The organism is Brucella anthropi, from assembly GCF_046630315.1.
Lineage (GTDB): Bacteria > Pseudomonadota > Alphaproteobacteria > Rhizobiales > Rhizobiaceae > Brucella > Brucella anthropi_A.
In genome coordinates this window covers 29,695-50,168 of sequence record NZ_LQBD01000035.1, presented here as the reverse complement: position 1 = coordinate 50,168, position 20,474 = coordinate 29,695, and the positions used below count along the sequence as shown (strand labels likewise).

Sequence of the window (20,474 nt, the reverse complement as noted above, 5' to 3'; positions counted from 1 at the left end):
GTCAGCGCTCCCGGCGGATTTCGCTTTCGTGCCAGCGCCCGAGGACAAGGCGCGACAGCCAGCTTGTGATGAGAAAGATCACGATGCCGAGCAGCGAGACGAGAAAAAGTGCCGCGAACATGCGCGGAATTTCGTTGCGGAAGCTCGATTCCAGAATGCGCGAGGCAAGGCCGGTGCTTTGGCCGGCCGTGCCGGCGACAAACTCCGCCACCACCGCGCCGATGAGCGACAGGCCGCCCGCGATTTTCAGCGCCGCCATGAAATAGGGCAATGCACTTGGCGCCAGCAGATAGCGCAGCCGCTGCCATGGCGAGGCACGGTAGAGCTTGAATAGGTCGCGCAGATTGTGATCGGCGCTGCGAAGCCCGATCACCGTATTGGAAAGGATCGGGAAGAAGGCGACGATCCACGCGCAGATCAGAAGGGCCGAGAAGGTATCGCGCACATAGATCAGGATCAGCGGTGCGATGGCGATCACCGGCGTCACCTGAAGGATGACGGCAAAGGGGAAGAAAGCCATTTCAACCGGCCGCGACAGGGCAAACACCATGCCGAGCAGCACGCCGCCGACAATGGCGCAGGCAAGCGAGATCAGCGTCAGCTTTACCGTGAACCACATGGAGGCCATCAGGGAAGGGCCGTCCTTGACCAGCGTTTCCGCAACCAGCGAGGGGGCGGGGATCAGGTAATGCGGCACCTGATAATAGCGCACCAGACCTTCCCATATGCCAAGTGCGATGACGATCGCGAGTGTCGGCATGAGGATGCGCAAAGTGCGTTCACGCCGGGCAAGGCGCATCTGTTCGACATTCAGGACCGGCAACTCGTTTTGAACCTGGTTCATTGGCATGTCCTCAGTGATCTATATCTTCAGAGGAAAGCGTCGCGGTCAGCGCGTCGGAAACCTTGGCGCAATATTTCGCGTAAGACTCCGTCGTTCTGTAATTTTGCGCGCGCGGATAAGGTCCGATGATGGGAATATCGCCCACCACGCGACCGGGCCGTGCGGCCATCACGATCACGCGGTTGGAGAGATAAACGGACTCATAGACGCTATGGGTGACGAAGATCACCGTCAGCCCATGTTCCTGCCACAGCCGCAACACGTCATTATTGAGCTTGAAGCGCGTCATCTCGTCGAGCGCGGCAAAGGGTTCATCCATCAGCAGGAGACGCGGGCGTGTGACCAAGGCGCGGGCGATGGAAACACGCATCTTCATGCCGCCGGACAATTCACGCGGGAATGCCCTGGCGAAACGCGAAAGACCGACCTGCGCCAGCACTTCCTCGACGCGCGGTGTCGCTTGCCCGCGCGACAGGCCGGAAAGGCGCAGCGGCAGATAGACATTGTCGAAGACGCTCGCCCAGGGCATCAGCGTCGGTTCCTGAAACACGAAACCGATATCCTGCGCGCCGACAGGGCCTTTGCCGGGAGCATGACCGTTGACGCGGATTTCTCCGGCGGAAATGGATTCAAGCCCCGCGATCATGCGCAGCGCCGTGCTTTTGCCGCATCCCGAAGGGCCGAGAAAGCTGACGAACTGGCCTTGCTCAATTCTGAGCGACATGTCGCTCACGGCCATGACGCCGGTGCCGTACTGTTTGTAGACACGGTCTATTTCGATGAGGGAGGAAGGGGAAGAGTGCGAGTTGGGGGCCACGCTCATTGTCCTTTCCTACCAGCCCGGCCTGTTGTCGAGCCAGGCGAGCGGCGCTCGCTCGATTTCCGCCAGCACCTCGACCAGCCGGTCTGCGGCAAAGTCGATGGTCTTGCGGCCCTTTTCGGCGGTCGCAAGCGTTGCATTGCCTGCCGCGCCGTGCGGGTTGATATCCTGTATCTGCCAGGCGGGCTTGGCACCGCCGCTCAGCGAAAGATGTTTGAAATCGCTTGCGAAAGTTTCCGTAAGGGTGCGGAAATCCTGCGCTTTCGACATGTCCACCAGATCGGGATGCATTTCCAGCATCACGGAGGTTTCCATATCGCCCGCGTGGATGCCGTGCTTCAGGTCGTGCGCGCTGTAAACGCCTTCCGGCATTCCAAGGCCGAACCAGTTGATGCTGACCACCATCATATTGTGGCGGATGCGCAATTCGCGCGCCACGATATCCATGACGCTGATCTGTCCGCCATGGCTGTTGAGCAGCGCCATCTTGCGGACGCCGCTTGCTGCCACGCAAGCGCCGATTTCGCACCACATGCGGATTATGGTTTCCGCCGAAAAGGTCAGTGTGCCGGGGTAGAGGCTGTGTTCATTGCTCTTGCCGATGGCCTGCGTCGGGAGAAAAAGCGCATGGCTGGTTTCCGGCAGGCGGGCGATGGTTTCCTTTACCATCCCTTCGACAATGGCGGCATCGACCGCAAGCGGCAGGTGGGGTCCGTGCTGCTCGATCGCACCGACCGGCAGAACCGCCACGATCTTCTCGCGATCGAGGCGTGAAAACGCTTCGCTCGTATAATCGGACCAATATCGTTTCAAGATTGCAACTCCTACACGCTCGGGCCAAGGGCGTTGGGGCCATCCTACTAAACAATCTGACCGATCGGTCAAACTAAATGTTTAAAATATGCCGATTGCGTGCAATTAAGATGTGAATCCGTGACCGATAGGCCACGCGATGGGCCGCGACGCGTCTATGATGCGCGGAAATTTCGGAGGTCCTATGGACGACAGATGCATTATCATTGGGGCCGGCCATGCCGGTTCGCAGGCCGCGATCAGCCTTCGCCAGGAAGGTTATGCAGGCGACATCATTCTCATCAATGACGAAACGGATATTCCCTACCACAAGCCGCCGCTTTCCAAATCCTATCTGAAAGCACCGGAAGGGGGCGGCCTGGTCCTGCGGCCGGAAGCGACCTATCGCGACAATAATATCGAGATGCTTTTTGGCGCGCATGTCGATGCGGTGTCCATTGCGGAGCGGACGGTAACGCTTGCCGATGGCCGTGTGCTGCCCTGGTCCGAACTTGTCTTCGCAACGGGTGCGCGGGCGCGCATTCCCGATGTGCCCGGCATCGGGCTTGAAGGCGTCGTGACACTGCGGCGCATGGCGGATGCGCGCCGGATCGCGGCCATGATGCCGGACGTGCGCAACATCGTGATTATCGGCGGCGGCTTCATCGGGCTCGAAATGGCGCATAGCGCCATAGCGCTCGGCAAGAAGACGGTGTTGATCGAGGCCGCTCCCCGCGTCCTTGGCCGTTCGGTCGCGATGCCGGTTTCTGCCCATATGGAAGCGCGAAGCCGCGCCGCGGATATCACCCTTTTGACGGGGCTCGGCGTTGCCGCCATCGAAGGCGAGAACGGGCGTGCAACGGGCGTGACGGCTTCCGACGGCACATTTTTCCCGGCTGATCTCGTGGTGATCGGCACCGGCGCGGTTCCGAATGTCGAGCTGGCGGCGGAAGCTGGTCTTGGTATTGATAACGGGATTGTGGTGGACGAACATATGCGCACCTCCGCGCCCCACGTCTATGCGATCGGCGATTGCGCGAGCTACGATCATTTTCATGCGGGGCGTCGGGTGCGCCTGGAATCGGTGCAGAACGCCACCGATCAGGCAAAACATGTGGCGCGCACTATTGTCGGACGGGAAGCGCCCTATCGCGAGATTGCCTGGTTCTGGTCCGATCAGGGCGACATGAAGCTCCAGACCGCTGGTCTTTCCTTCGATGCCGACCGGCATATCCTGTCCGGCAAGCCGGAAGAAAACGCCTTCTCGGTGTTTCATTTCAAGGGCGACAGGCTGGTCGCGGTCGATTCCATCAACCGCCCGGCGGATCATATGATTGCGCGACGCCTGCTTGCGGCGGGGATCAATCCGGGCGAGGCCGATATTGCGGCCGGTGCGGCGCGCCTGAAAGAATTGCTGGCTGCTGCGCCGAAACCATGAGGATTCACGATGAACACTTTGAAACATCTTCTGCCACAGGACATGGCGGCTCCCTTCGCCGCCTATAGTCATGGCGTGAAAGTGAAGGCCGGGGCGGAAATGATCTTTTGCTCGGGCCAGTTGGGCATGGCGCCGGATACCAGTGTTCCGCAGGATGCGGGGGCACAGGCCGAGCTTTGCTTCGAGAATATCCGGCGCATCCTGCGTGATGGCGGCATGGACTTGGGTGACGTGGTGCGCATCAACGCCTATGTGACGGACCGCGCCCACATGCGGCCTTATATGGACGTGCGCGACAGGCTGTTTCCGCAGCCGGCACCGGCCTCGACGCTGATGATCGTTTCCGGTTTCACGCGGGAGGAGTTCAAGGTCGAGATCGAGGTGGTCGCGGCGCGGTAGGGCGCTTTCAAGGGGCGCGTGCGGCGGGTTTGCATGGCCTAAAAACAAAACACCTGTCGCGGGAGGAGGGCGACGGGTGTTTTATGGGAAAGACCGGATTGGGAGGAGGATATCCGGTCTTTGATCGCCGAGGGAACGGGAGGAGGAGAAAACCCCACGGCGATATTCTGGAAACTGTAGGATCGCGCGGTTGATGGGGTCGCGATCCTGAAAGAAGGCTGGAGGGCCTTCTTTAGGGTCTTAGGGGGCAGCGCTATTAGCGAGCAGCGGCCTTGCGTGCGACGAACGGGATTTCCGAAGGCAGGATGCCGAGGTCGTTCAGTTCACGTGGGCTCAGGCGGCTCAGTTCGTTTACGGTGTTGCGGTAACGGCGCCAATTGTTGTACGAGCGGATCAGGTTCATTTCTCTCACCAAGTCAAAATCTTATCTCTTTGTTGCAAACAGCATATAGGCTCGAAGCATTTCGAATTGGAGAGACAGATTTGCATAGCTGCAATGCGTTAAAGCTTGTCGATTGCACGGCTTTTGCGCCAGTCCGTCATCGTAAAATCACAATCATCTGTCCAAGTGGGGAAATCGCCGCAATTTAGTTGCTTGGGCGGCTGACTGGTTAAAACTTCTTTAAAAATTTGCTTGCCGAAAAACATCTCCACAAAAAATGGCGAATACATATGCATATAGGGGCTATGCGGGGGGAATTGCGTGGTCTCGCCCGCGCCGCAATATGCATATATGATCAGGTATGAATCTGAACCTCCCATCCGCTTTCAATCTTGTCGCAAAAGTCCGGGAAATCGTCGGTTAAAGACAACAATTCCACATGACTTGTGAGCCGGATTGGGTTAAGGGAGTTCCGTCGGGTGCCGGGACGTCATATCGTATGGTGTTCTTGCACTGTCTGTCTGCGGGAGAGAGCCGTCAAGGCCGCCGAAGGGGAAATCGCCCGAAATCTCTCAGGTACAAGGAACCGCAGACGGGTAAGACAACTCTGGAAAGTCGGGGGAAACCCCGCGCCGAAGGTGTAAGTGTGGCTTTATATAGCCATGCGAGTCTCTCAGGCCTGAGACAGAGGGGCACGAAGCAACCGCATTTTGCGGAGGCACACGTGCGACTCTGGAGTTGTTATGGGCGATACCGCACATCTGAATACCCTGCCTTTGCAGGACCTGCATGAAAAGGCTGGCGCGCGCTTCGGCGGCTTTGCCGGCTGGAACATGCCAATCACCTATCCCCTGGGCGTGATGAAGGAACATCTTCATACGCGCGACCATGCGGGCCTCTTCGATATTTCCCACATGAAGCTGGTGGAAGTTTCCGGCGCGGATGCCGCAGCACTCCTGGCCGAGACCTGCCCGCTCGATCCGACGATCCTGAAGACGGGCCAGTCGAAATATACGTTCTTCCTCAATGATAAGGGCGGCGTGCTGGACGATCTCATCGTCACGCGCCTTGGCGAAGATCGCTTCATGGTCGTCGCCAATGCAGGCAACGCCGATGCCGATATCGAGCACCTCAACGAAGCCGCGTCGGGCAAGGACGTAAAGGTCGATCCGCTCGACCGTGTTTTCCTTGCGTTGCAGGGACCGGAAGCCGAAGCCGTCATCACCGCAGCCGGTCTGCCGGGCGCCGATCTTGCCTTCATGAGCGGTTTTGAGCCGAAGCAGGGCTGGTTCATGACCCGCTCGGGCTATACAGGCGAAGACGGTTTCGAGATCGGCCTGCCTGCCGATGAAGCCCGTACGCTGGCCGAAAAGCTTCTTGCCGACGAGCGTGTCGAATGGATCGGCCTTGCTGCCCGCGATTCCTTGCGCCTTGAAGCGGGCCTCTGCCTGCACGGCCAGGACATCACGCCGGAAACCGATCCGGTTTCGGCGGGCCTCACCTGGGCGATCACCAAGGCCGTGCGCGAAAAGGCCGCCTTCAACGGCGCGAAAGCCGTTCTCGACGCCATTGCCAGGGGCGCCAGCGCCAAGCGCGTCGGCCTCAAGCCGGAAGGCCGCCAGCCGGTACGCGCCGGTGCCGACCTTTTCGACGAAAGCGGCCGCCAGATCGGCACCGTCACCTCGGGCGGCTTTGGTCCTTCCGCCGGTTTCCCGGTCGCCATGGGCTATGTCGAGGCAAGCCTCGCCGCCCCCGGCACCCGTGTTTTTGCAGATGTTCGCGGCAACAAGGTTCCCGTTGACGTCCACGCACTTCCCTTCACACCGCATCGCTATCGCAAAGGATGATTTCCATGGCCAATATCCTGTTCACCGAAGATCACGAGTGGATCAACGTCGATAACGGCGTCGCCACTGTCGGCATCACGATCCACGCACAGGAACAACTGGGCGACCTCGTTTTCGTCGAACTGCCGGAAGTGGGCCGCACCGTTTCCAAGGGCGATGGCGTGGTGGTCGTGGAGTCGGTCAAGGCCGCTTCCGATGTCTATGCGCCGGTCGATGGCGAAGTGGTGGAAGTCAACGACGCCGTCGCAAGCGATCCTTCCCTTATCAATCAGGCTGCCGAAGGCGAAGGCTGGCTGTTCAAGCTGAAGCTTGCCGATGAAGGCCAGCTCACGGGCCTGCTCGACAAGGCCGGTTATGAAAAGCTGATCGGGTGATCGAATGACTGAGCTTCTTCCCTTTGTGGCCCGCCATATCGGGCCGAGACATGAAGACGAGCGCGCCATGCTGGCGGCGCTCGGCCTTCCTTCCATGGAAACCCTCATCACGCAGGCTGTTCCGGCTTCCATTCGCCTGAACCGCGCGCTGGACCTGCCTGCTCCGCTCAGCGAAGCGGATGCGCTTGCGGAGCTTGGCGCAATCATGGGCCGCAACGTGGTGAAGAAGAGCTTCATCGGCGCGGGCTATCACGGCGTTCACACGCCGCCGGTCATCCAGCGCAACCTGTTTGAAAACCCGGCCTGGTACACGGCTTACACGCCCTACCAGTCGGAAATCAGCCAGGGCCGTCTTGAGCTTCTGTTCCATTTCCAGACGCTGGTTGCGGAACTGACCGGTCTGCCGGTTGCCTGCGCCTCGCTGCTCGATGAAGCGACTGCCGTTGCCGAAGCCATCGGCGTTGCCTGCCGCCATCACCGCGACAAGCGCAGCCGCATCCTGCTTGCGGGCGAATTGCATCCGCAGACGGTCGACGTGGTGAATACCCGCGCCGAACCGCTCGGCTGGGAGATCGCCACCGGCAGCGTTGTTGACGACAACACCGCCGCAATCGTGGTTCCGTGGCCGGATACATGCGGCGTCTATGGCGATTTCGCCAAGGTCATCGCCGATGCCAAGGCCAAGGGGGCGCTGGTCATTGCCGTTGCCGATCCGCTGGCGCTCACCATCATGGAAGCACCTGCCAAGTGGGGCGCGGACATGGCCGTCGGTTCCATGCAGCGCTATGGCGTGCCGATGGGCTTTGGCGGTCCGCATGCTGCTTATCTCGCAGTGTCCGAGCCGCTTACCCGCATCATTCCGGGCCGCATCGTCGGCCAGTCGGTCGATGCGCATGGCCGTCCGGCCTATCGTCTGGCGCTCCAGACCCGTGAGCAGCACATCCGCCGCGACAAGGCGACCTCCAATATCTGCACCGCGCAGGCGCTTCTGGCCAATATGGCCGCAGCCTTCGCGATCTGGCATGGTCCGTCCGGCTTGCAGACGATTGCAACGCGCGTGGCCGCTTTGGCCGCCCGTTTCGCTGCCGCGCTCAAGGCGGCGGGTGTTGAAATCGCCGGTGAAAGCCTGTTTGACACCGTAACCGCCAAGGTGCCGGGCAAGGCTGCGGCAATCGCTGCCGAAGCCGACAAGGATGGCCGCCTGCTTCGCGTCATCGATGCGGGCACGCTCGGCGTCACCTTCGACGAAACCTCGACCGAGGACGATCTGGCGGCGCTGGCATCGCTCTTCGGTGCGAAGGCAGGCGCGGGCGACACGGTTCTCGTTCCGGGCAAGGGACGTGGTGAAGGCTTTCTCACGCAGGAAGTGTTCCATTCGCACCGTTCCGAAACGGAGATGATGCGCTTCCTGCGTCGTCTGGCCGACAAGGATCTGGCGCTCGACCGCGCGATGATCCCGCTCGGTTCCTGCACGATGAAGCTCAATGCGGCGGCAGAAATGATGCCGGTGAGCTGGAACACTGTCGCCAATCTGCATCCTTTCGCGCCTGCGGAACAGGTGCAGGGTTATGCGAAGATGACGTCCGATGTCGAAGACTGGCTTTGCGAAGTGACCGGCTTTGCGGGCGTTTCATTGCAGCCGAATGCCGGTAGCCAGGGTGAATATGCCGGCCTTCTGGCCATTCGTCACTATCATCAGGCGCGTGGCGAAGGTCATCGCAATATCTGCCTGATCCCGTCCTCGGCGCATGGCACCAATCCGGCCAGCGCCTCCATGGCGGGCATGAGCGTCGTCGTCGTTAATTGCCGTCCGGATGGCGATATCGATATTGACGACCTCAAGGCCAAGGCGGAAAAGCATCGCGATAATCTCGCCGCCTTCATGATTACCTATCCGTCCACTTATGGCGTGTTCGAGGAAGGCATCAAGGCTTTCTGCGAGATCGTGCATGAAAATGGCGGTCAGGTCTATTTCGACGGTGCGAACCTCAATGCGCTGGTCGGCCTTGCCCGTCCTTGCGATATTGGCGCCGACGTCTGCCACATGAACCTGCACAAGACCTTCTGCATCCCGCATGGCGGCGGTGGTCCGGGTGTTGGACCGATTGGCGTTGCCAAGCATCTGGTGCCTTACCTGCCGGGTCATGTGGATATCGGCTCCAAGCACGCGGTTTCGGCCGCACCGTTTGGCAGCGCATCCATTTTGGTCATCACGTGGATGTATATCCGCATGATGGGCGGAGCCGGCCTGAAGAAGGCGACGGAAGCTGCAATCCTCAATGCCAACTACATTGCGCATCGCCTGAAAGATGTTTACCCGATCCTTTATACCGGCGCGCATGATCGCGTGGCGCATGAGTGCATCGTGGATACCCGCGTGCTCAAGGACAAGGCAGGCATTACCGTTGAAGACGTGGCCAAGCGCCTGATCGACTATGGCTTCCATGCGCCGACCATGTCATGGCCGGTTGCCGGAACGCTGATGATCGAGCCGACCGAATCCGAGCCGAAGTCGGAAATCGATCGTCTTTGCGATGCAATGATTGCCATTGCGGGCGAGGCGAGGAAGGTTGCCGATGGCGTCTGGCCTGCGGACGACAATCCGCTTGCCAATGCACCGCATACGGCAGGCGATACGCTGGCAACGGAATGGACGCATCCTTACTCTCGTGAGGAAGCGGTATTCCCCGGCGGTGATTTCGATCCGACCGCGAAATATTGGCCGCCGGTCAGCCGCGTCGACAATGTCGGCGGCGACAGGAACCTCATCTGCTCCTGCCCGCCCGTCGCGGCCTATGGCTGACACAAGGGGCCGTTGAAGTGAATGGAAGCGCCGCGGAAACGCGGCGCTTTTTCGTTAACTGCAATTCAGTTAATTATTCGACGATGACGTAACTTATTACGAAAGACATGCCATTCGTTTTTTAAACAGCAGCTTATGATGCGTAACGCTTTTCAGCGAAAAGAACTAAAACCAGAAATCCGGACAAAAAAAGAGCCGGACTGGGAAGTCCGGCTTAGTTATGAAGGTGCCACATCGGGCAAACCTCCAGAGGGGAACACTTACCGCGCGCAATGGGAGGAGGCACAGCGGTAAGTGACCGTGATATGGATCAGCTGGCCCCAATCTTCAACCCCTAAACTGCAAAATTTTTGACCATTTCGGAAAATATTGAAATTTCGCACAATTCTGTGTGAAATCCGCGTCAGAAACGCGATTGTTTCGCTCCGTTCCGGGACGTGGGCGACCAGAAAAATCCCAAGTTATTTCCAATAGATAAGGCGCATAATTGAATTCTGTGGACCGGTGGTTTGCCGCCGGTACCGGGCGGTTGCGATCTAAACATATGAAATCATTAGAACAATTCTAAAACATTCCAATCAATGTCAAGTTCATTTGTCTTGCAGCGGTGGCTGTGCAGATATAAAAGGTGAGCAAATGACGAAGGCTTCGCGTCGGCGTTGAAGAGAAATGACTGGAGCCAGGCCGATTTTCCGGTCTGTTGGATGTTGGAATGCTTGTACCATTTCTAATCATGTTTCGCGAAGGCGTGGAAGCCGCGCTGATCGTCGGAATCATCGCCAGCTATCTTCATCAGACCGGCCGCAGCGCCTGGATGCCCGTCGTCTGGATCGGCATATTGCTGGCGCTGGCCATGTCGCTGGCGGTTGGTGCCATCCTGCAACTTTTGAGCGCGGAATTTCCGCAGAAGGCGCAGGAACTGTTCGAAGCCATTATCGGCCTGATTGCGGTCTTTGTTCTGACATCCATGGTGTTCTGGATGCGCAAGGCGGCCCGTTCCATCAAGGCGGAACTGCACCACTCTATCGATGCGGCCTTTCAGACGCCGACGCATAAAGGTTTTGGCCTCATTCTGATGGTCTTCTTCGCGGTTGCACGCGAGGGGCTGGAATCGGTCTTTTTCCTGCTTGCCGCATTCCAGCAGAGCGAGGGAGCGGCCGCGCCGCTCGGCGCGCTTTTGGGTGTCCTGCTCGCAGCTGCGGTCGGCTATGGCATCTACAAGGGTGGTTTGAAACTCAACCTGCGCCGCTTCTTCCGCTGGACCGGCGTTTTCATTCTCGTCATCGCGGCGGGCATTCTGGCCAATTCGGTCATGGCGCTGCATGAAGCGGGCTTGTGGAACCACTTCCAGGCAGTCGTTTTCGATACGAGCGACATTCTTCCACTCGACAGCACGCTCGGTTCGGTGCTTGCCGGTATCTTCGGTTATATCGCCACGCCGACTGTCAGCGAGGTTGTGGCCTATGTCGGCTTCCTCGTGCCTGCGCTCATTCTGTTCCTGATGCCTGCGGCAACGCCGCAAAACAGCCGGATCAAGCAAAGTGCGCAGTAAAAAAAGAGATTTTTCATGACGAGCCAAAAATCCGCAGAACCCTTTTCGCACAATCTGGTCCGCATCGGGCTGTTCTTCGCCGTGCTGTTGCTCGTCGGGGCAGGTGCGGCTTTCTATTATGCCTCGCGCGTTTCGGACAAGGCACGCCACGCGGAAGCCGGCAACAAGATACAGGTCGCAATCAACGGTAAAAGCTGTGAGCCGAACGAACTGACTGTCCCGGCGGGGCGCGCGGTTTTCGAGATCGTCAATCAATCCGATCGGACCGTGGAATGGGAAATTCTGGATGGCGTGATGGTGCTGGAGGAGCGCGAGAACATCGCTCCCGGCTTCAAGCAGACGCTTGCCGCCAGGCTTGCGCCCGGTGAATACCAGATCACCTGCGGCCTACTGTCCAATCCGCGGGGCAAGCTGATCGTTACGCCAACTGCAGCCAGCGAAGCGGAAAAGGGCAAGCTGCCGCTCACCGCCTTCATCGGCGCTCTGGCGGAATATCAGATTTATCTCGGCACCGAGGTAGCGGAGTTCCAGAAGGCGGCTTCCATCCTTTCAGACGCGATTGCAGGTGGCAATCTGGAAGCGGCCCAGGCTGCCTACGGTCCGGCGCGCAGTGCTTATGCGCGTATTGCGCCGGTTTCGGAATCGTTCTCCGATCTCGATACGGCAATCAATGCGCGGGCCGATTATTTCGAAAAGCGTGAGCAGGATCCGGATTTCGGCGGTCTGCATCGCATTGAGTACGGTCTTTTCGAACAAAAATCGGTCGATGGCCTTGCGCCAGTCGCGGCAAAACTGGTGCAGGATGCGGGCACGTTGAAGGAGCGTATTCGCAGCCTTCGCATTTCGCCCGATCGTATGATGGCCGGTACGGCCTCGGCGCTGAACCGCTTCGCCGCGACTGCTGCCGATGCGGGTGACGACCGTTATGCCCACACCGATTTGCAGGCTTTTGCCGGACTTCTGGACGGTTCGGGCAAGACCGCCGATGTGCTGCGCCCCATCGTTGCCAAGGTTGATCCAAAGGCCTTCGAGGGCATCGACAAGGATGCGGCTTCATTGAAGGCGCTTCTGGATGGCGCTGTCGCAGACGGTTCCTTCAAGGCATATGATGCCCTGTCATCCGGTGAAAAGGCGAAGATCAAGGACGGGGCTGCCGCACTTGCCGCGCAATTTACAAAACTCCGCGATCAGTTGGGGGGGGAATGATGACCAGAAAATTTTTGAAAACCGATAAGTCCATTTCGGACGAACCCCTTTCGCAGACCCGCCGTGCACTTCTGCTTGGCGCGGGCGCGACCGGCGTTGCAGGCGCTGTCGCAGGGCTGATGACGCCGCAGCCCGCCCATGCGCTTTCATCCGAAAGCGTGACCAATGCGCCCGAAAGCGACAAGATTCATGAAAGCCAGCCTTTCTATGGCAAACATCAGCCCGGTATCGTCACGCCGCGCCCTGCTGCCGGTCTGGTCGTTGCCTTCGACGTTCTGGCGAGCGATCGTGCCGGGCTTGAACGCCTGTTCAGGCTTCTGACCGAGCGCACCGCTTTCCTGATGAAGGGCGGCGAGCCGCCGCAGCTCGATCCGAAATTTCCGCCGTCGGATTCCGGCATTCTGGGGCCGGTCGTGACGCCAGACAATCTCACCATCACAGTCGGTGTTGGCCCCTCGCTTTTCGACGACCGCTTCGGCCTGAAACCGCTGAAGCCCAGACAGCTCCAGCGCATGACGGCCTTTCCGAACGACGCCTTGCAGAAGGATTTCTGCCATGGCGATCTGGTCATCCAGTTCTGCTCCAATACGCCGGACACCAATATCCACGCGCTGCGCGACATCATGAAAAACATGCCGGACCTTCTGTTCGTGCGCTGGAAGCAGGAGGGCTCGGTGCCGGTGCAGCCGCCGCATTCGCCAAAGGCGAAGGAAAGCGCGCGCAATTTCCTTGGTTTCCGCGATGGCTCGGCCAACCCGGATGCCTCCGACGCGGCGCTGATGGACCGCGTGGTCTGGGTGCAGAAGGAAAGCGACGAACCGGACTGGGCCGCGAATGGCAGCTACATGGCCGTGCGCATCATCCGCAATTTTGTGGAACGCTGGGACCGCACGCCCTTGCAGGAGCAGGAAGCGATTTTCGGACGCGTCAAGGATAGCGGCGCGCCCTTTGACGGCAAGACGGAAACCGATGTGCCGGATTATTCCAGGGACCCAGACGGCAAGGTGACGCCGCTGGATTCCCATATCCGCCTCGCCAATCCCCGCGATGCGAATGCGGAGCAGCATCTGATCCTGCGCCGCCCGTTCAACTATTCCAACGGTGTTACGAAATCCGGCCAGCTCGACATGGGATTGCTGTTTATCGCGTTCCAGGCCGATCTCGAAAAGGGGTTCATCACCGTTCAGAACCGGCTCAACGGTGAGCCTCTGGAAGAATATCTGAAGCCCATCGGCGGGGGCTATTTCTTCGCTCTGCCCGGCGTTCAGGACCAAAAGGACTATTACGCGCGTGCGCTTCTGGACGAGACAGGCCCCCAGAATGCACGTGGGTGAAAAGGCATTATCACCACGGAGAGGCTACACATGAAATATCGTCTGCCATTGTTTGCATCGGCTTGCGCCGTCGCGCTTTCGCTCAGCTTCGGTGCCGCCAAGGCTGAAGTTTCGCCGCTGGACCTCGTTCAGCCAATCGCTGACTACAAGGTCTATGTGCAGGAGAACCTCGATATTCTGGTGAAGGACACAAAGGCTTTCACCGACGCGATCAAGGCAGGCGAACTTGAAAAAGCCAAGGAATTGTATCCGTCTTCGCGCGTCGCTTATGAAAAGATCGAGCCGATTGCCGAGCTTTTTGCCGATCTGGATGCTTCCATCGACAGCCGTGCCGACGATCATGAAAATGGTGAGAAGTCGGAAGATTTCACTGGCTTCCACCGGCTCGAATATGGCCTGTTTGCGCAGAACACGACCGAAGGCCTGGCTCCCTATGCCGACAAACTCTATACGGATGTGCTGGAACTGCAAAAGCGCGTGAAAGACCTCACCGTTCCGCCAGAAAAGGTTGTCGGCGGTGCGGCAGCCCTGCTTGAAGAAGTGGCGGCAACCAAGATTTCGGGCGAGGAAGATCGTTACAGCCACACCGACCTCTGGGATTTCAAGGCCAATGTCGATGGCGCGCAGAAGATCGTCGAACTGTTCAAGCCATTGCTTGAAAAGGAAAACCCGGACCTCGTGAAGAAGGTGGAAGCCAACTTCAAGACGGTCGACGACATTCTTACCAAATACAAGAAGGGCGACGGCTACGAATCTTACGATAAGCTTTCCGAAGCCGATCGCAAGGCGCTTGCGGGTCCGGTGACGACGCTCGCCGAAGATCTTTCCACGCTGCGCGGCACGCTCGGCCTGAACTGACGAATGGAAATGAAAATGGCGGGGCAACCCGCCATTTTCATGCGCTCATGCGCAGCTTGATTTCCGCATTCAGCAAAATGCGCTGGGTCTCCGGCAGCGGGCATGTGACGGAAGATGCCGCGTGGCGGCTATGGAGGATATTTTTTGGATCGCTACCTTGCGAGCGAACCGTTATAGGAACGATCACAGCGCGCCGGGATAGACCCTGACCGGGCGGTTGTCCTTCACGGATTCCATCACCACGAAAGTCGACGTGCTTGCCACATTGGGCAGGCTCGAAATCTTCTCACCCAGCACCTCGCGGTACCTCCGGATATTGGGCGTGCGTACTTTCAGGAGATAGTCGAAGGAGCTGGCGATCATGTGGCACTCCTCGACTTCGCGTATTTTGCGCACAGCCGTATTGAATGCTTCAAGTGCCGCTTCGCGCGTGTCGGATAATTTGACCGTCGTAAAGGCGATGTGGTCGAGGCCGAGCTTTTCCGGGTCAATAGCTGCACGAAAGCCGACAATATAGCCTTCATCGACCAGCCTTTTCAGCCTCGCCTGACACGGTGTCTTGGAAAGGCCGACTTTTTTCGAAAGCTCCGTGACGGGAATGCGCCCATCTTCACTCAAGACTTCCAGTATGCGCCGGTCGAACTGATCCAGATCGTCTACAGAGTCTATCTTTCGCATTCATTAAGCCTTCATTGGAGCCTATAATAAGATCGATATTCCTTCATATGAAGCAAATGAAGGCAGAATGCAATTTGCACAAATGATAGTGTGCGCCCACATAAAGCAGAGCTAAACTGGGCACAGACGCTCTGGGCTGTTTTCATTTGCGAGCATTGCACCATGACCGACACCATACCCGCTCCCACCCATCCGGTTTTCCAGAATTTTGCGCCGCCGATCCGCGAGCAGAGCGTGCTGCGTCAGGCGATCACCGCCGCCTATCGCCGCCCCGAAGCCGAGTGCGTTTCGGCGCTTGCCGAACAGGCCAGCTTGCCGGAAGAGATGCGCAAGCAGATACGCTCAACCGCCCGCAAGCTGATCGAGGCGCTGCGCGCCAAGCACAAGGGCACCGGCGTTGAAGGTCTGGTGCACGAATATTCGCTGTCGAGCCAGGAGGGCGTGGCGCTGATGTGCCTCGCTGAAGCGTTGCTGCGCATTCCCGATATGGCCACGCGCGATGCGCTGATCCGCGACAAGATTTCGAATGGCGACTGGAAATCCCACATTGGCGGCGGGCGTTCGCTTTTCGTCAATGCTGCGACATGGGGCCTGGTCGTTACCGGCAAGCTCACCAACACCGTCAATGATCGCGGCCTTTCCGCCGCTCTCACTCGGCTCATCGCCCGCTGCGGCGAGCCGGTCATCCGTCGCGGCGTGGACATGGCCATGCGCATGATGGGCGAGCAGTTCGTCACCGGCGAAACCATCGACGAAGCGTTGAAGCGCGCCAAGGCGCTGGAAGAGCGCGGTTTCCGCTATTCCTACGACATGCTGGGCGAGGCCGCGACAACCGCCGCCGATGCGGAGCGCTACTACAAGGATTATGAAACCGCGATCCACGCTATCGGGCGCGCGTCCGCGGGGCGTGGCATTTATGATGGTCCCGGTATTTCCATCAAGCTTTCAGCGCTTCACCCGCGTTATACCCGCGCGCAGAGCGAACGTGTCATGGGCGAGCTTCTGCCGAAGGTGAAAGCGCTCGCGGCCATCGCCAAGTCCTATAATATCGGCCTCAATATCGACGCCGAGGAAGCCGACCGTCTGGAGCTGTCGCTCGATCTGTTGCAAAGCCTTTGCGAAGACCCTGATCTGGCTGGCTGGGACGGCATCGGTTTTGTGGTGCAGGCTTATGGCAAGCGCTGCCCCTTCGTGCTTGATTTCATCATCGATCTGGCCCGCCGCACCAACCGCCGTGTCATGGTGCGTCTGGTGAAGGGGGCCTATTGGGATGCGGAGATCAAGCGCGCGCAGGTGGATGGACTGGAAGATTTCCCGGTCTATACCCGCAAGGTGCACACCGACGTTTCCTATATTGCTTGCGCGCGCAAGCTTCTCGCCGCGACGGATGTGATCTTTCCGCAATTTGCGACCCACAACGCGCAGACGCTCGCCACCATTTATCATCTGGCCGGGCCGGATTTCAAAACCGGTAAGTTCGAGTTCCAATGCCTGCACGGCATGGGCGAGCCGCTTTACGATGAAGTCGTAGGCCCCGAAAAGCTCGGTCGCCCGGCTCGCATCTATGCGCCGGTCGGCACGCATGAAACGCTGCTCGCTTATCTCGTCCGCCGCCTTCTTGAAAACGGTGCGAACTCCTCCTTCGTCAATCGCATTGGCGACAAAAGCGTCTCTGTCGATGAGCTGATCGCCGATCCGGTGGAAGTCGTCCGATCGATGGCTGTTGTCGGCGCACGTCACGACCAGATTGCGCTGCCGGAAAATCTCTATGGCGCGCGCCGCAACTCCGCGGGCTTCGACCTTTCCAATGAAGTGACGCTTGCGGAACTGAGCAAGACCTTGAAGGAAACCGCAGGCCGCGCATGGACCGCCGAACCGCAGGTGGCGGGCGCAAAGGTGAAGGGTGTCGGCCGTCCGGTCCTCAATCCCGGCGACCGCAACGATATTGTCGGCACCGTCACGGAAATCGCGGAGGCCGATGTGGCGAAGGCGATGAAGACGGCACAGAAGGCGACTGCAAGCTGGTCGGCGGTTGCGCCCGGCGAGCGCGCCGCCTGTCTGGAGCGTGCAGCCGATATCATGCAGCGTGATATGCCGGTTCTGCTGGGCCTCGTCATGCGCGAGGCTGGCAAGTCCATGCCGAACGCCATTGCCGAAGTGCGCGAAGCTATCGATTTCCTGCGCTATTATGCCGAACAGACCCGCCGCACGCTCGGCGTCGGTCACAAGGCGCTCGGCCCCATAGTCTGCATCAGCCCGTGGAACTTTCCGCTGGCGATCTTCACCGGCCAGATCGCGGCTGCACTTGTCGCGGGCAATCCCGTTCTGGCGAAGCCCGCCGAGGAAACCCCGCTGATCGCCGCTGAGGGCGTGCGCATTCTGCACGAGGCAGGCATTCCGGCAGATGCGCTCCAGCTTCTGCCCGGCGATGGCCGCATTGGTGCCGCGCTGGTTGCCGCGCCTGAAACCTGCGGCGTGATGTTCACCGGCTCGACCGAGGTGGCGCGCCTCATCCAGGCACAGCTTGCCGTGCGCCTGCTGCCGAACGGCAAACCGATCCCGCTTATCGCGGAAACCGGCGGCCAGAATGCCATGATCGTGGATTCTTCCGCGCTTGCCGAACAGGTGGTGTTCGATGTCATCGCTTCGGCTTTCGATAGTGCCGGCCAGCGCTGCTCGGCGCTGCGCGTACTCTGTTTGCAGGAAGATGTGGCCGACCGCATCCTCACCATGCTCAAGGGTGCCTTGCGCGAGCTTTCCATCGGTCGAACGGACCAGCTGAAGGTTGATATCGGTCCGGTCATCACCGATGAAGCGAAGAACATCATTGAGAAGCATATTGAGGCCATGCGCGATCTTGGTCGCAAGGTGGAACAGCTTCCCCTTGGCCCGGAAACGCAGAACGGCACTTTCGTCGCGCCAACCATCATCGAGATTGAATCGCTCCGCGATCTCAAGCGCGAAGTGTTTGGCCCGGTCCTGCATGTGGTCCGCTACAGGCGCGACGACATGGAACGCCTGATCGACGATATCAACTCCACCGGCTATGGGCTTACTTTTGGTTTGCATACGCGCCTTGACGAGACAATCGCCAATGTCGCGGACCGCATCCGCGTCGGCAATATCTATATCAACCGCAACATTATCGGCGCCGTGGTGGGCGTGCAGCCATTCGGCGGTCGTGGCCTTTCCGGCACCGGCCCGAAGGCGGGCGGTCCGCTCTATCTTGGCCGTCTGGTCGAAACCGCGCCGATCCCGCCGCGCCACGCTTCAGTCCATACCGATGCGGCGCTGAAGGATTTTGCCCGCTGGCTCGGCAATCGTGGCATGAACGATCTGGCGCAGGCCGCGCGCGATACGGGTAGCGCTTCTGCGCTGGGTTTGGATCTCGAACTGCCGGGCCCGGTCGGCGAGCGCAATCTCTATGCCCTCCATCCGCGCGGGCGCGTGCTTCTGGTCCCCCAGACTGAAATCGGCCTCTATCGTCAGTTGACGGCGGTGTTGGCGACAGGCAACACGGCGGTTATTGATGAGGCTTGTGGTCTGCGCGCCGTATTGAAGGATTTACCCGAAACGGTTGCCGCCCGCGCCATCTGGACGGGCGACTGGCAGGCCGATGCGCCTTTTGCCGGGGCGCTCATCGAGGGCGACAGCGCGCGCATCAAGAAGGTGAATGCCAAGATCGCCGCGCTGCCGGGGCCAATCGTACTCACACAGGCGGCATCGCCGGAAGAACTTGCAGCCAATCAGGATGCTTATTGCCTCGACTGGCTGCTTGAGGAAGTCTCGACCTCCATCAACACCACGGCAGCAGGCGGCAATGCCAGCCTGATGGCGATCGGGTAATTTCTTCGCAAATGTGAGGCAGAGAAGGCGGCTTTCGGGCCGCCTTTTCTTTATGCCACGCAGGGTTTGCCTGGCTGTGCAGAAAAGCTGACAACAGAATGATTAGATTATTTTCTGCAAAATCGGAATAAAATTTACAACGTGATTGACAGCCCGGTTTAAAAGGCGAAGACTATACACGCGCTTGCAAAAGCGCCGGCGTGGAGGCGCTGCATAAAGGGAGGAAAACAATGCGTTCAGCATTCATGGTTGCGGCGCTGGCCGCTGGGGTATCGTCATTCGCATTCTCGGCCGAGGCCGCAGGCAATCTCAATCTCATCTGTTCGGCGGATGTCGTCATTTGCGAGCAGATGAAGAATATGTTCGAGAAAGACACCGGGATCAAGGTCAATATGGTGCGCCTTTCTTCCGGTGAAACCTATGCGAAGGTGCGCGCCGAAGCGCGCAATCCGAAGACCGATATCTGGTGGGCGGGTACGGGCGATCCCCATTTGCAGGCTGCCGCCGAAGGGCTGACGCTTGAATATAAATCGCCGATGCTCGACCAGTTGAATGACTGGGCCAAGAAACAGGCCGAAAGTTCCGGCTTCCGCACAGTCGGGGTTTATGCAGGCGCGCTCGGCTGGGGGTACAACACCGACATTCTCGCCAAGAAGAACCTGAAGGAACCGAAGTGCTGGGCCGACCTTCTGGACCCGTCCTATAAGGGCGAAATCCAGATGGCCAATCCGAACTCCTCCGGCACGGCCTATACGGCGCTTGCCACGCTGGTCCAGATCATGGGCGAAGACAAGGCCTATGATTATCTGAAGAAGCTCAACGCGAATGTCTCGCAATATACCAAGTCCGGTTCCGCGCCGGTAAAGTCGGCGGCCCGCGGCGAAACGGGCATCGGGATCGTCTTCATGCATGATGCGGTTGCGATGACGGCGGAAGGTTTCCCGATCAAGTCAGTCGCGCCATGCGAGGGCACCGGCTATGAAATCGGCTCCATGTCCATCATCAAGGGCGCGAAGAACCTTGAGAATGCCAAGAAATGGTATGACTGGGCGCTGACCGCCGAAGTGCAGTCGCATATGAAGGACGCCAAATCCTTCCAGCTTCCATCCAACAAGTCTGCCGAGGTTCCAAAGGAATCGCCGCGCTTCGAGGATATCAAGCTCATCGATTACGATTTCAAGACCTATGGCGAACCTGCCAAGCGCAAGGAATTGCTGGAGCGCTGGGACAAGGAAATCGGCGCAGCCGCCAACTGATCGATCCATTGTGAAGGCTCGCCGCACATGTGTCGTGGCGGGCTG

At 59.1% G+C, this 20,474-nt stretch carries 17 protein-coding genes and 1 riboswitch; of the genes, 11 read left to right on the top strand and 6 right to left on the bottom strand.

What is annotated here, in order from left to right:
• Position 1: 1 nt before the first annotated feature.
• From AVM02_RS15025 to AVM02_RS15015, 3 genes are read right to left on the bottom strand one after another with little or no spacing between them, the layout of a single operon-like run.
• On the bottom strand, positions 2–844 hold the full coding sequence (locus tag AVM02_RS15025) for an ABC transporter permease (protein WP_411507728.1): 843 nt from the start codon (positions 842–844) through the stop codon (positions 2–4).
• 10 nt (positions 845–854) lie between these two features.
• Positions 855–1,667 carry an ABC transporter ATP-binding protein gene (locus AVM02_RS15020; protein ID WP_411507727.1) on the bottom strand — a complete coding sequence of 271 codons (813 nt, stop codon included), beginning with the start codon at positions 1,665–1,667 and terminating at the stop codon, positions 855–857.
• 9 nt (positions 1,668–1,676) lie between these two features.
• A complete protein-coding gene (locus AVM02_RS15015; protein WP_411507726.1) occupies positions 1,677–2,477 on the bottom strand; it encodes a creatininase family protein in 801 nt (266 codons plus the stop codon).
• Positions 2,478–2,661: 184 nt separating this feature from the next.
• Here AVM02_RS15015 and AVM02_RS15010 point away from each other — a divergent pair, with 184 nt between their 5' ends.
• Together AVM02_RS15010 and AVM02_RS15005 are read left to right on the top strand one after the other, a co-directional pair.
• Complete coding sequence (locus AVM02_RS15010; RefSeq protein WP_411507725.1) at positions 2,662–3,894, top strand: NAD(P)/FAD-dependent oxidoreductase; 1,233 nt, start codon at positions 2,662–2,664, stop codon at positions 3,892–3,894.
• Positions 3,895–3,903: 9 nt separating this feature from the next.
• Positions 3,904–4,293: a RidA family protein gene (locus AVM02_RS15005; protein ID WP_411507724.1), complete on the top strand. Its 390-nt coding sequence runs from the start codon at positions 3,904–3,906 to the stop codon at positions 4,291–4,293.
• Positions 4,294–4,549: 256 nt separating this feature from the next.
• Here the strand turns inward: AVM02_RS15005 and AVM02_RS15000 are convergent, their stop codons facing one another.
• Positions 4,550–4,696 (bottom strand): DUF1127 domain-containing protein, encoded by a 147-nt coding sequence (locus AVM02_RS15000; protein ID WP_002965914.1) that lies wholly within the window; start codon positions 4,694–4,696, stop codon positions 4,550–4,552.
• A gap of 98 nt (positions 4,697–4,794) precedes the next feature.
• Entirely contained in the window at positions 4,795–5,055 is a 261-nt protein-coding gene (locus AVM02_RS14995; protein ID WP_411507723.1) for a hypothetical protein, read from the bottom strand.
• A 134-nt stretch (positions 5,056–5,189) separates the two neighbouring features.
• A riboswitch (glycine riboswitch) is annotated at positions 5,190–5,274 on the top strand.
• 144 nt (positions 5,275–5,418) lie between these two features.
• Between AVM02_RS14995 and gcvT the strand changes: the two genes are divergently transcribed.
• The 7 genes from gcvT to efeO (AVM02_RS14960) all read left to right on the top strand — a co-directional run bounded on the left by gcvT (position 5,419) and on the right by efeO (AVM02_RS14960) (position 14,649).
• The gene (gene gcvT, locus AVM02_RS14990) at positions 5,419–6,522 is read left to right on the top strand and encodes a glycine cleavage system aminomethyltransferase GcvT (RefSeq protein WP_411507722.1); all 1,104 of its coding nucleotides are present in this window, start codon (positions 5,419–5,421) and stop codon (positions 6,520–6,522) included.
• Positions 6,523–6,527: 5 nt separating this feature from the next.
• On the top strand, positions 6,528–6,896 hold the full coding sequence (gene gcvH / locus AVM02_RS14985; RefSeq protein ID WP_411507721.1) for a glycine cleavage system protein GcvH: 369 nt from the start codon (positions 6,528–6,530) through the stop codon (positions 6,894–6,896).
• A 4-nt stretch (positions 6,897–6,900) separates the two neighbouring features.
• On the top strand, positions 6,901–9,699 hold the full coding sequence (gene gcvP, locus AVM02_RS14980; RefSeq protein WP_411507720.1) for an aminomethyl-transferring glycine dehydrogenase: 2,799 nt from the start codon (positions 6,901–6,903) through the stop codon (positions 9,697–9,699).
• Between the two features lie 712 nt (positions 9,700–10,411).
• Positions 10,412–11,251 carry an iron uptake transporter permease EfeU gene (gene efeU / locus AVM02_RS14975; RefSeq protein ID WP_411507719.1) on the top strand — a complete coding sequence of 280 codons (840 nt, stop codon included), beginning with the start codon at positions 10,412–10,414 and terminating at the stop codon, positions 11,249–11,251.
• A 15-nt stretch (positions 11,252–11,266) separates the two neighbouring features.
• Complete coding sequence (gene efeO, locus AVM02_RS14970) at positions 11,267–12,457, top strand: iron uptake system protein EfeO (protein WP_411507718.1); 1,191 nt, start codon at positions 11,267–11,269, stop codon at positions 12,455–12,457.
• Complete coding sequence (gene efeB, locus AVM02_RS14965) at positions 12,457–13,791, top strand: iron uptake transporter deferrochelatase/peroxidase subunit (RefSeq protein ID WP_411507882.1); 1,335 nt, start codon at positions 12,457–12,459, stop codon at positions 13,789–13,791. Before efeO (AVM02_RS14970) ends, efeB begins: the two co-directional genes overlap by 1 nt.
• Positions 13,792–13,821: 30 nt before the next feature.
• The gene (gene efeO / locus AVM02_RS14960; RefSeq protein WP_411507717.1) at positions 13,822–14,649 is read left to right on the top strand and encodes an iron uptake system protein EfeO; all 828 of its coding nucleotides are present in this window, start codon (positions 13,822–13,824) and stop codon (positions 14,647–14,649) included.
• A 183-nt stretch (positions 14,650–14,832) separates the two neighbouring features.
• Here efeO (AVM02_RS14960) and AVM02_RS14955 read toward each other — a convergent pair whose 3' ends face one another.
• Positions 14,833–15,327, bottom strand: a complete 495-nt coding sequence (locus AVM02_RS14955) for an Lrp/AsnC family transcriptional regulator (protein ID WP_010659033.1) — start codon at positions 15,325–15,327, stop codon at positions 14,833–14,835.
• Positions 15,328–15,489: 162 nt separating this feature from the next.
• On the opposite strand from AVM02_RS14955, the gene putA reads away from it, so the two are divergent.
• Together putA and AVM02_RS14945 are read left to right on the top strand one after the other, a co-directional pair.
• Positions 15,490–19,173, top strand: coding sequence for a trifunctional transcriptional regulator/proline dehydrogenase/L-glutamate gamma-semialdehyde dehydrogenase (gene putA / locus AVM02_RS14950; RefSeq protein ID WP_411507716.1), 3,684 nt, complete (start codon positions 15,490–15,492; stop codon positions 19,171–19,173).
• Positions 19,174–19,403: 230 nt separating this feature from the next.
• Entirely contained in the window at positions 19,404–20,429 is a 1,026-nt protein-coding gene (locus AVM02_RS14945; protein ID WP_411507715.1) for an ABC transporter substrate-binding protein, read from the top strand.
• Positions 20,430–20,474: the final 45 nt, after the last annotated feature.

Coding starts and splice junctions, on each gene's coding strand:
- AVM02_RS15000 (WP_002965914.1), bottom strand. CDS start 4,696: ATGAACCTGATCCGCTCGTACAACAATTGGCGCCGTTACCGCAACACC.
- putA (WP_411507716.1), top strand. CDS start 15,490: ATGACCGACACCATACCCGCTCCCACCCATCCGGTTTTCCAGAATTTT.
- gcvT (WP_411507722.1), top strand. CDS start 5,419: ATGGGCGATACCGCACATCTGAATACCCTGCCTTTGCAGGACCTGCAT.
- AVM02_RS15025 (WP_411507728.1), bottom strand. CDS start 844: ATGAACCAGGTTCAAAACGAGTTGCCGGTCCTGAATGTCGAACAGATG.
- efeU (WP_411507719.1), top strand. CDS start 10,412: ATGCTTGTACCATTTCTAATCATGTTTCGCGAAGGCGTGGAAGCCGCG.
- AVM02_RS14995 (WP_411507723.1), bottom strand. CDS start 5,055: ATGGGAGGTTCAGATTCATACCTGATCATATATGCATATTGCGGCGCG.
- efeO (WP_411507717.1), top strand. CDS start 13,822: ATGAAATATCGTCTGCCATTGTTTGCATCGGCTTGCGCCGTCGCGCTT.
- gcvH (WP_411507721.1), top strand. CDS start 6,528: ATGGCCAATATCCTGTTCACCGAAGATCACGAGTGGATCAACGTCGAT.
- AVM02_RS15020 (WP_411507727.1), bottom strand. CDS start 1,667: ATGAGCGTGGCCCCCAACTCGCACTCTTCCCCTTCCTCCCTCATCGAA.
- gcvP (WP_411507720.1), top strand. CDS start 6,901: ATGACTGAGCTTCTTCCCTTTGTGGCCCGCCATATCGGGCCGAGACAT.
- AVM02_RS15010 (WP_411507725.1), top strand. CDS start 2,662: ATGGACGACAGATGCATTATCATTGGGGCCGGCCATGCCGGTTCGCAG.
- efeO (WP_411507718.1), top strand. CDS start 11,267: ATGACGAGCCAAAAATCCGCAGAACCCTTTTCGCACAATCTGGTCCGC.
- efeB (WP_411507882.1), top strand. CDS start 12,457: ATGACCAGAAAATTTTTGAAAACCGATAAGTCCATTTCGGACGAACCC.
- AVM02_RS15005 (WP_411507724.1), top strand. CDS start 3,904: ATGAACACTTTGAAACATCTTCTGCCACAGGACATGGCGGCTCCCTTC.
- AVM02_RS14955 (WP_010659033.1), bottom strand. CDS start 15,327: ATGCGAAAGATAGACTCTGTAGACGATCTGGATCAGTTCGACCGGCGC.
- AVM02_RS14945 (WP_411507715.1), top strand. CDS start 19,404: ATGCGTTCAGCATTCATGGTTGCGGCGCTGGCCGCTGGGGTATCGTCA.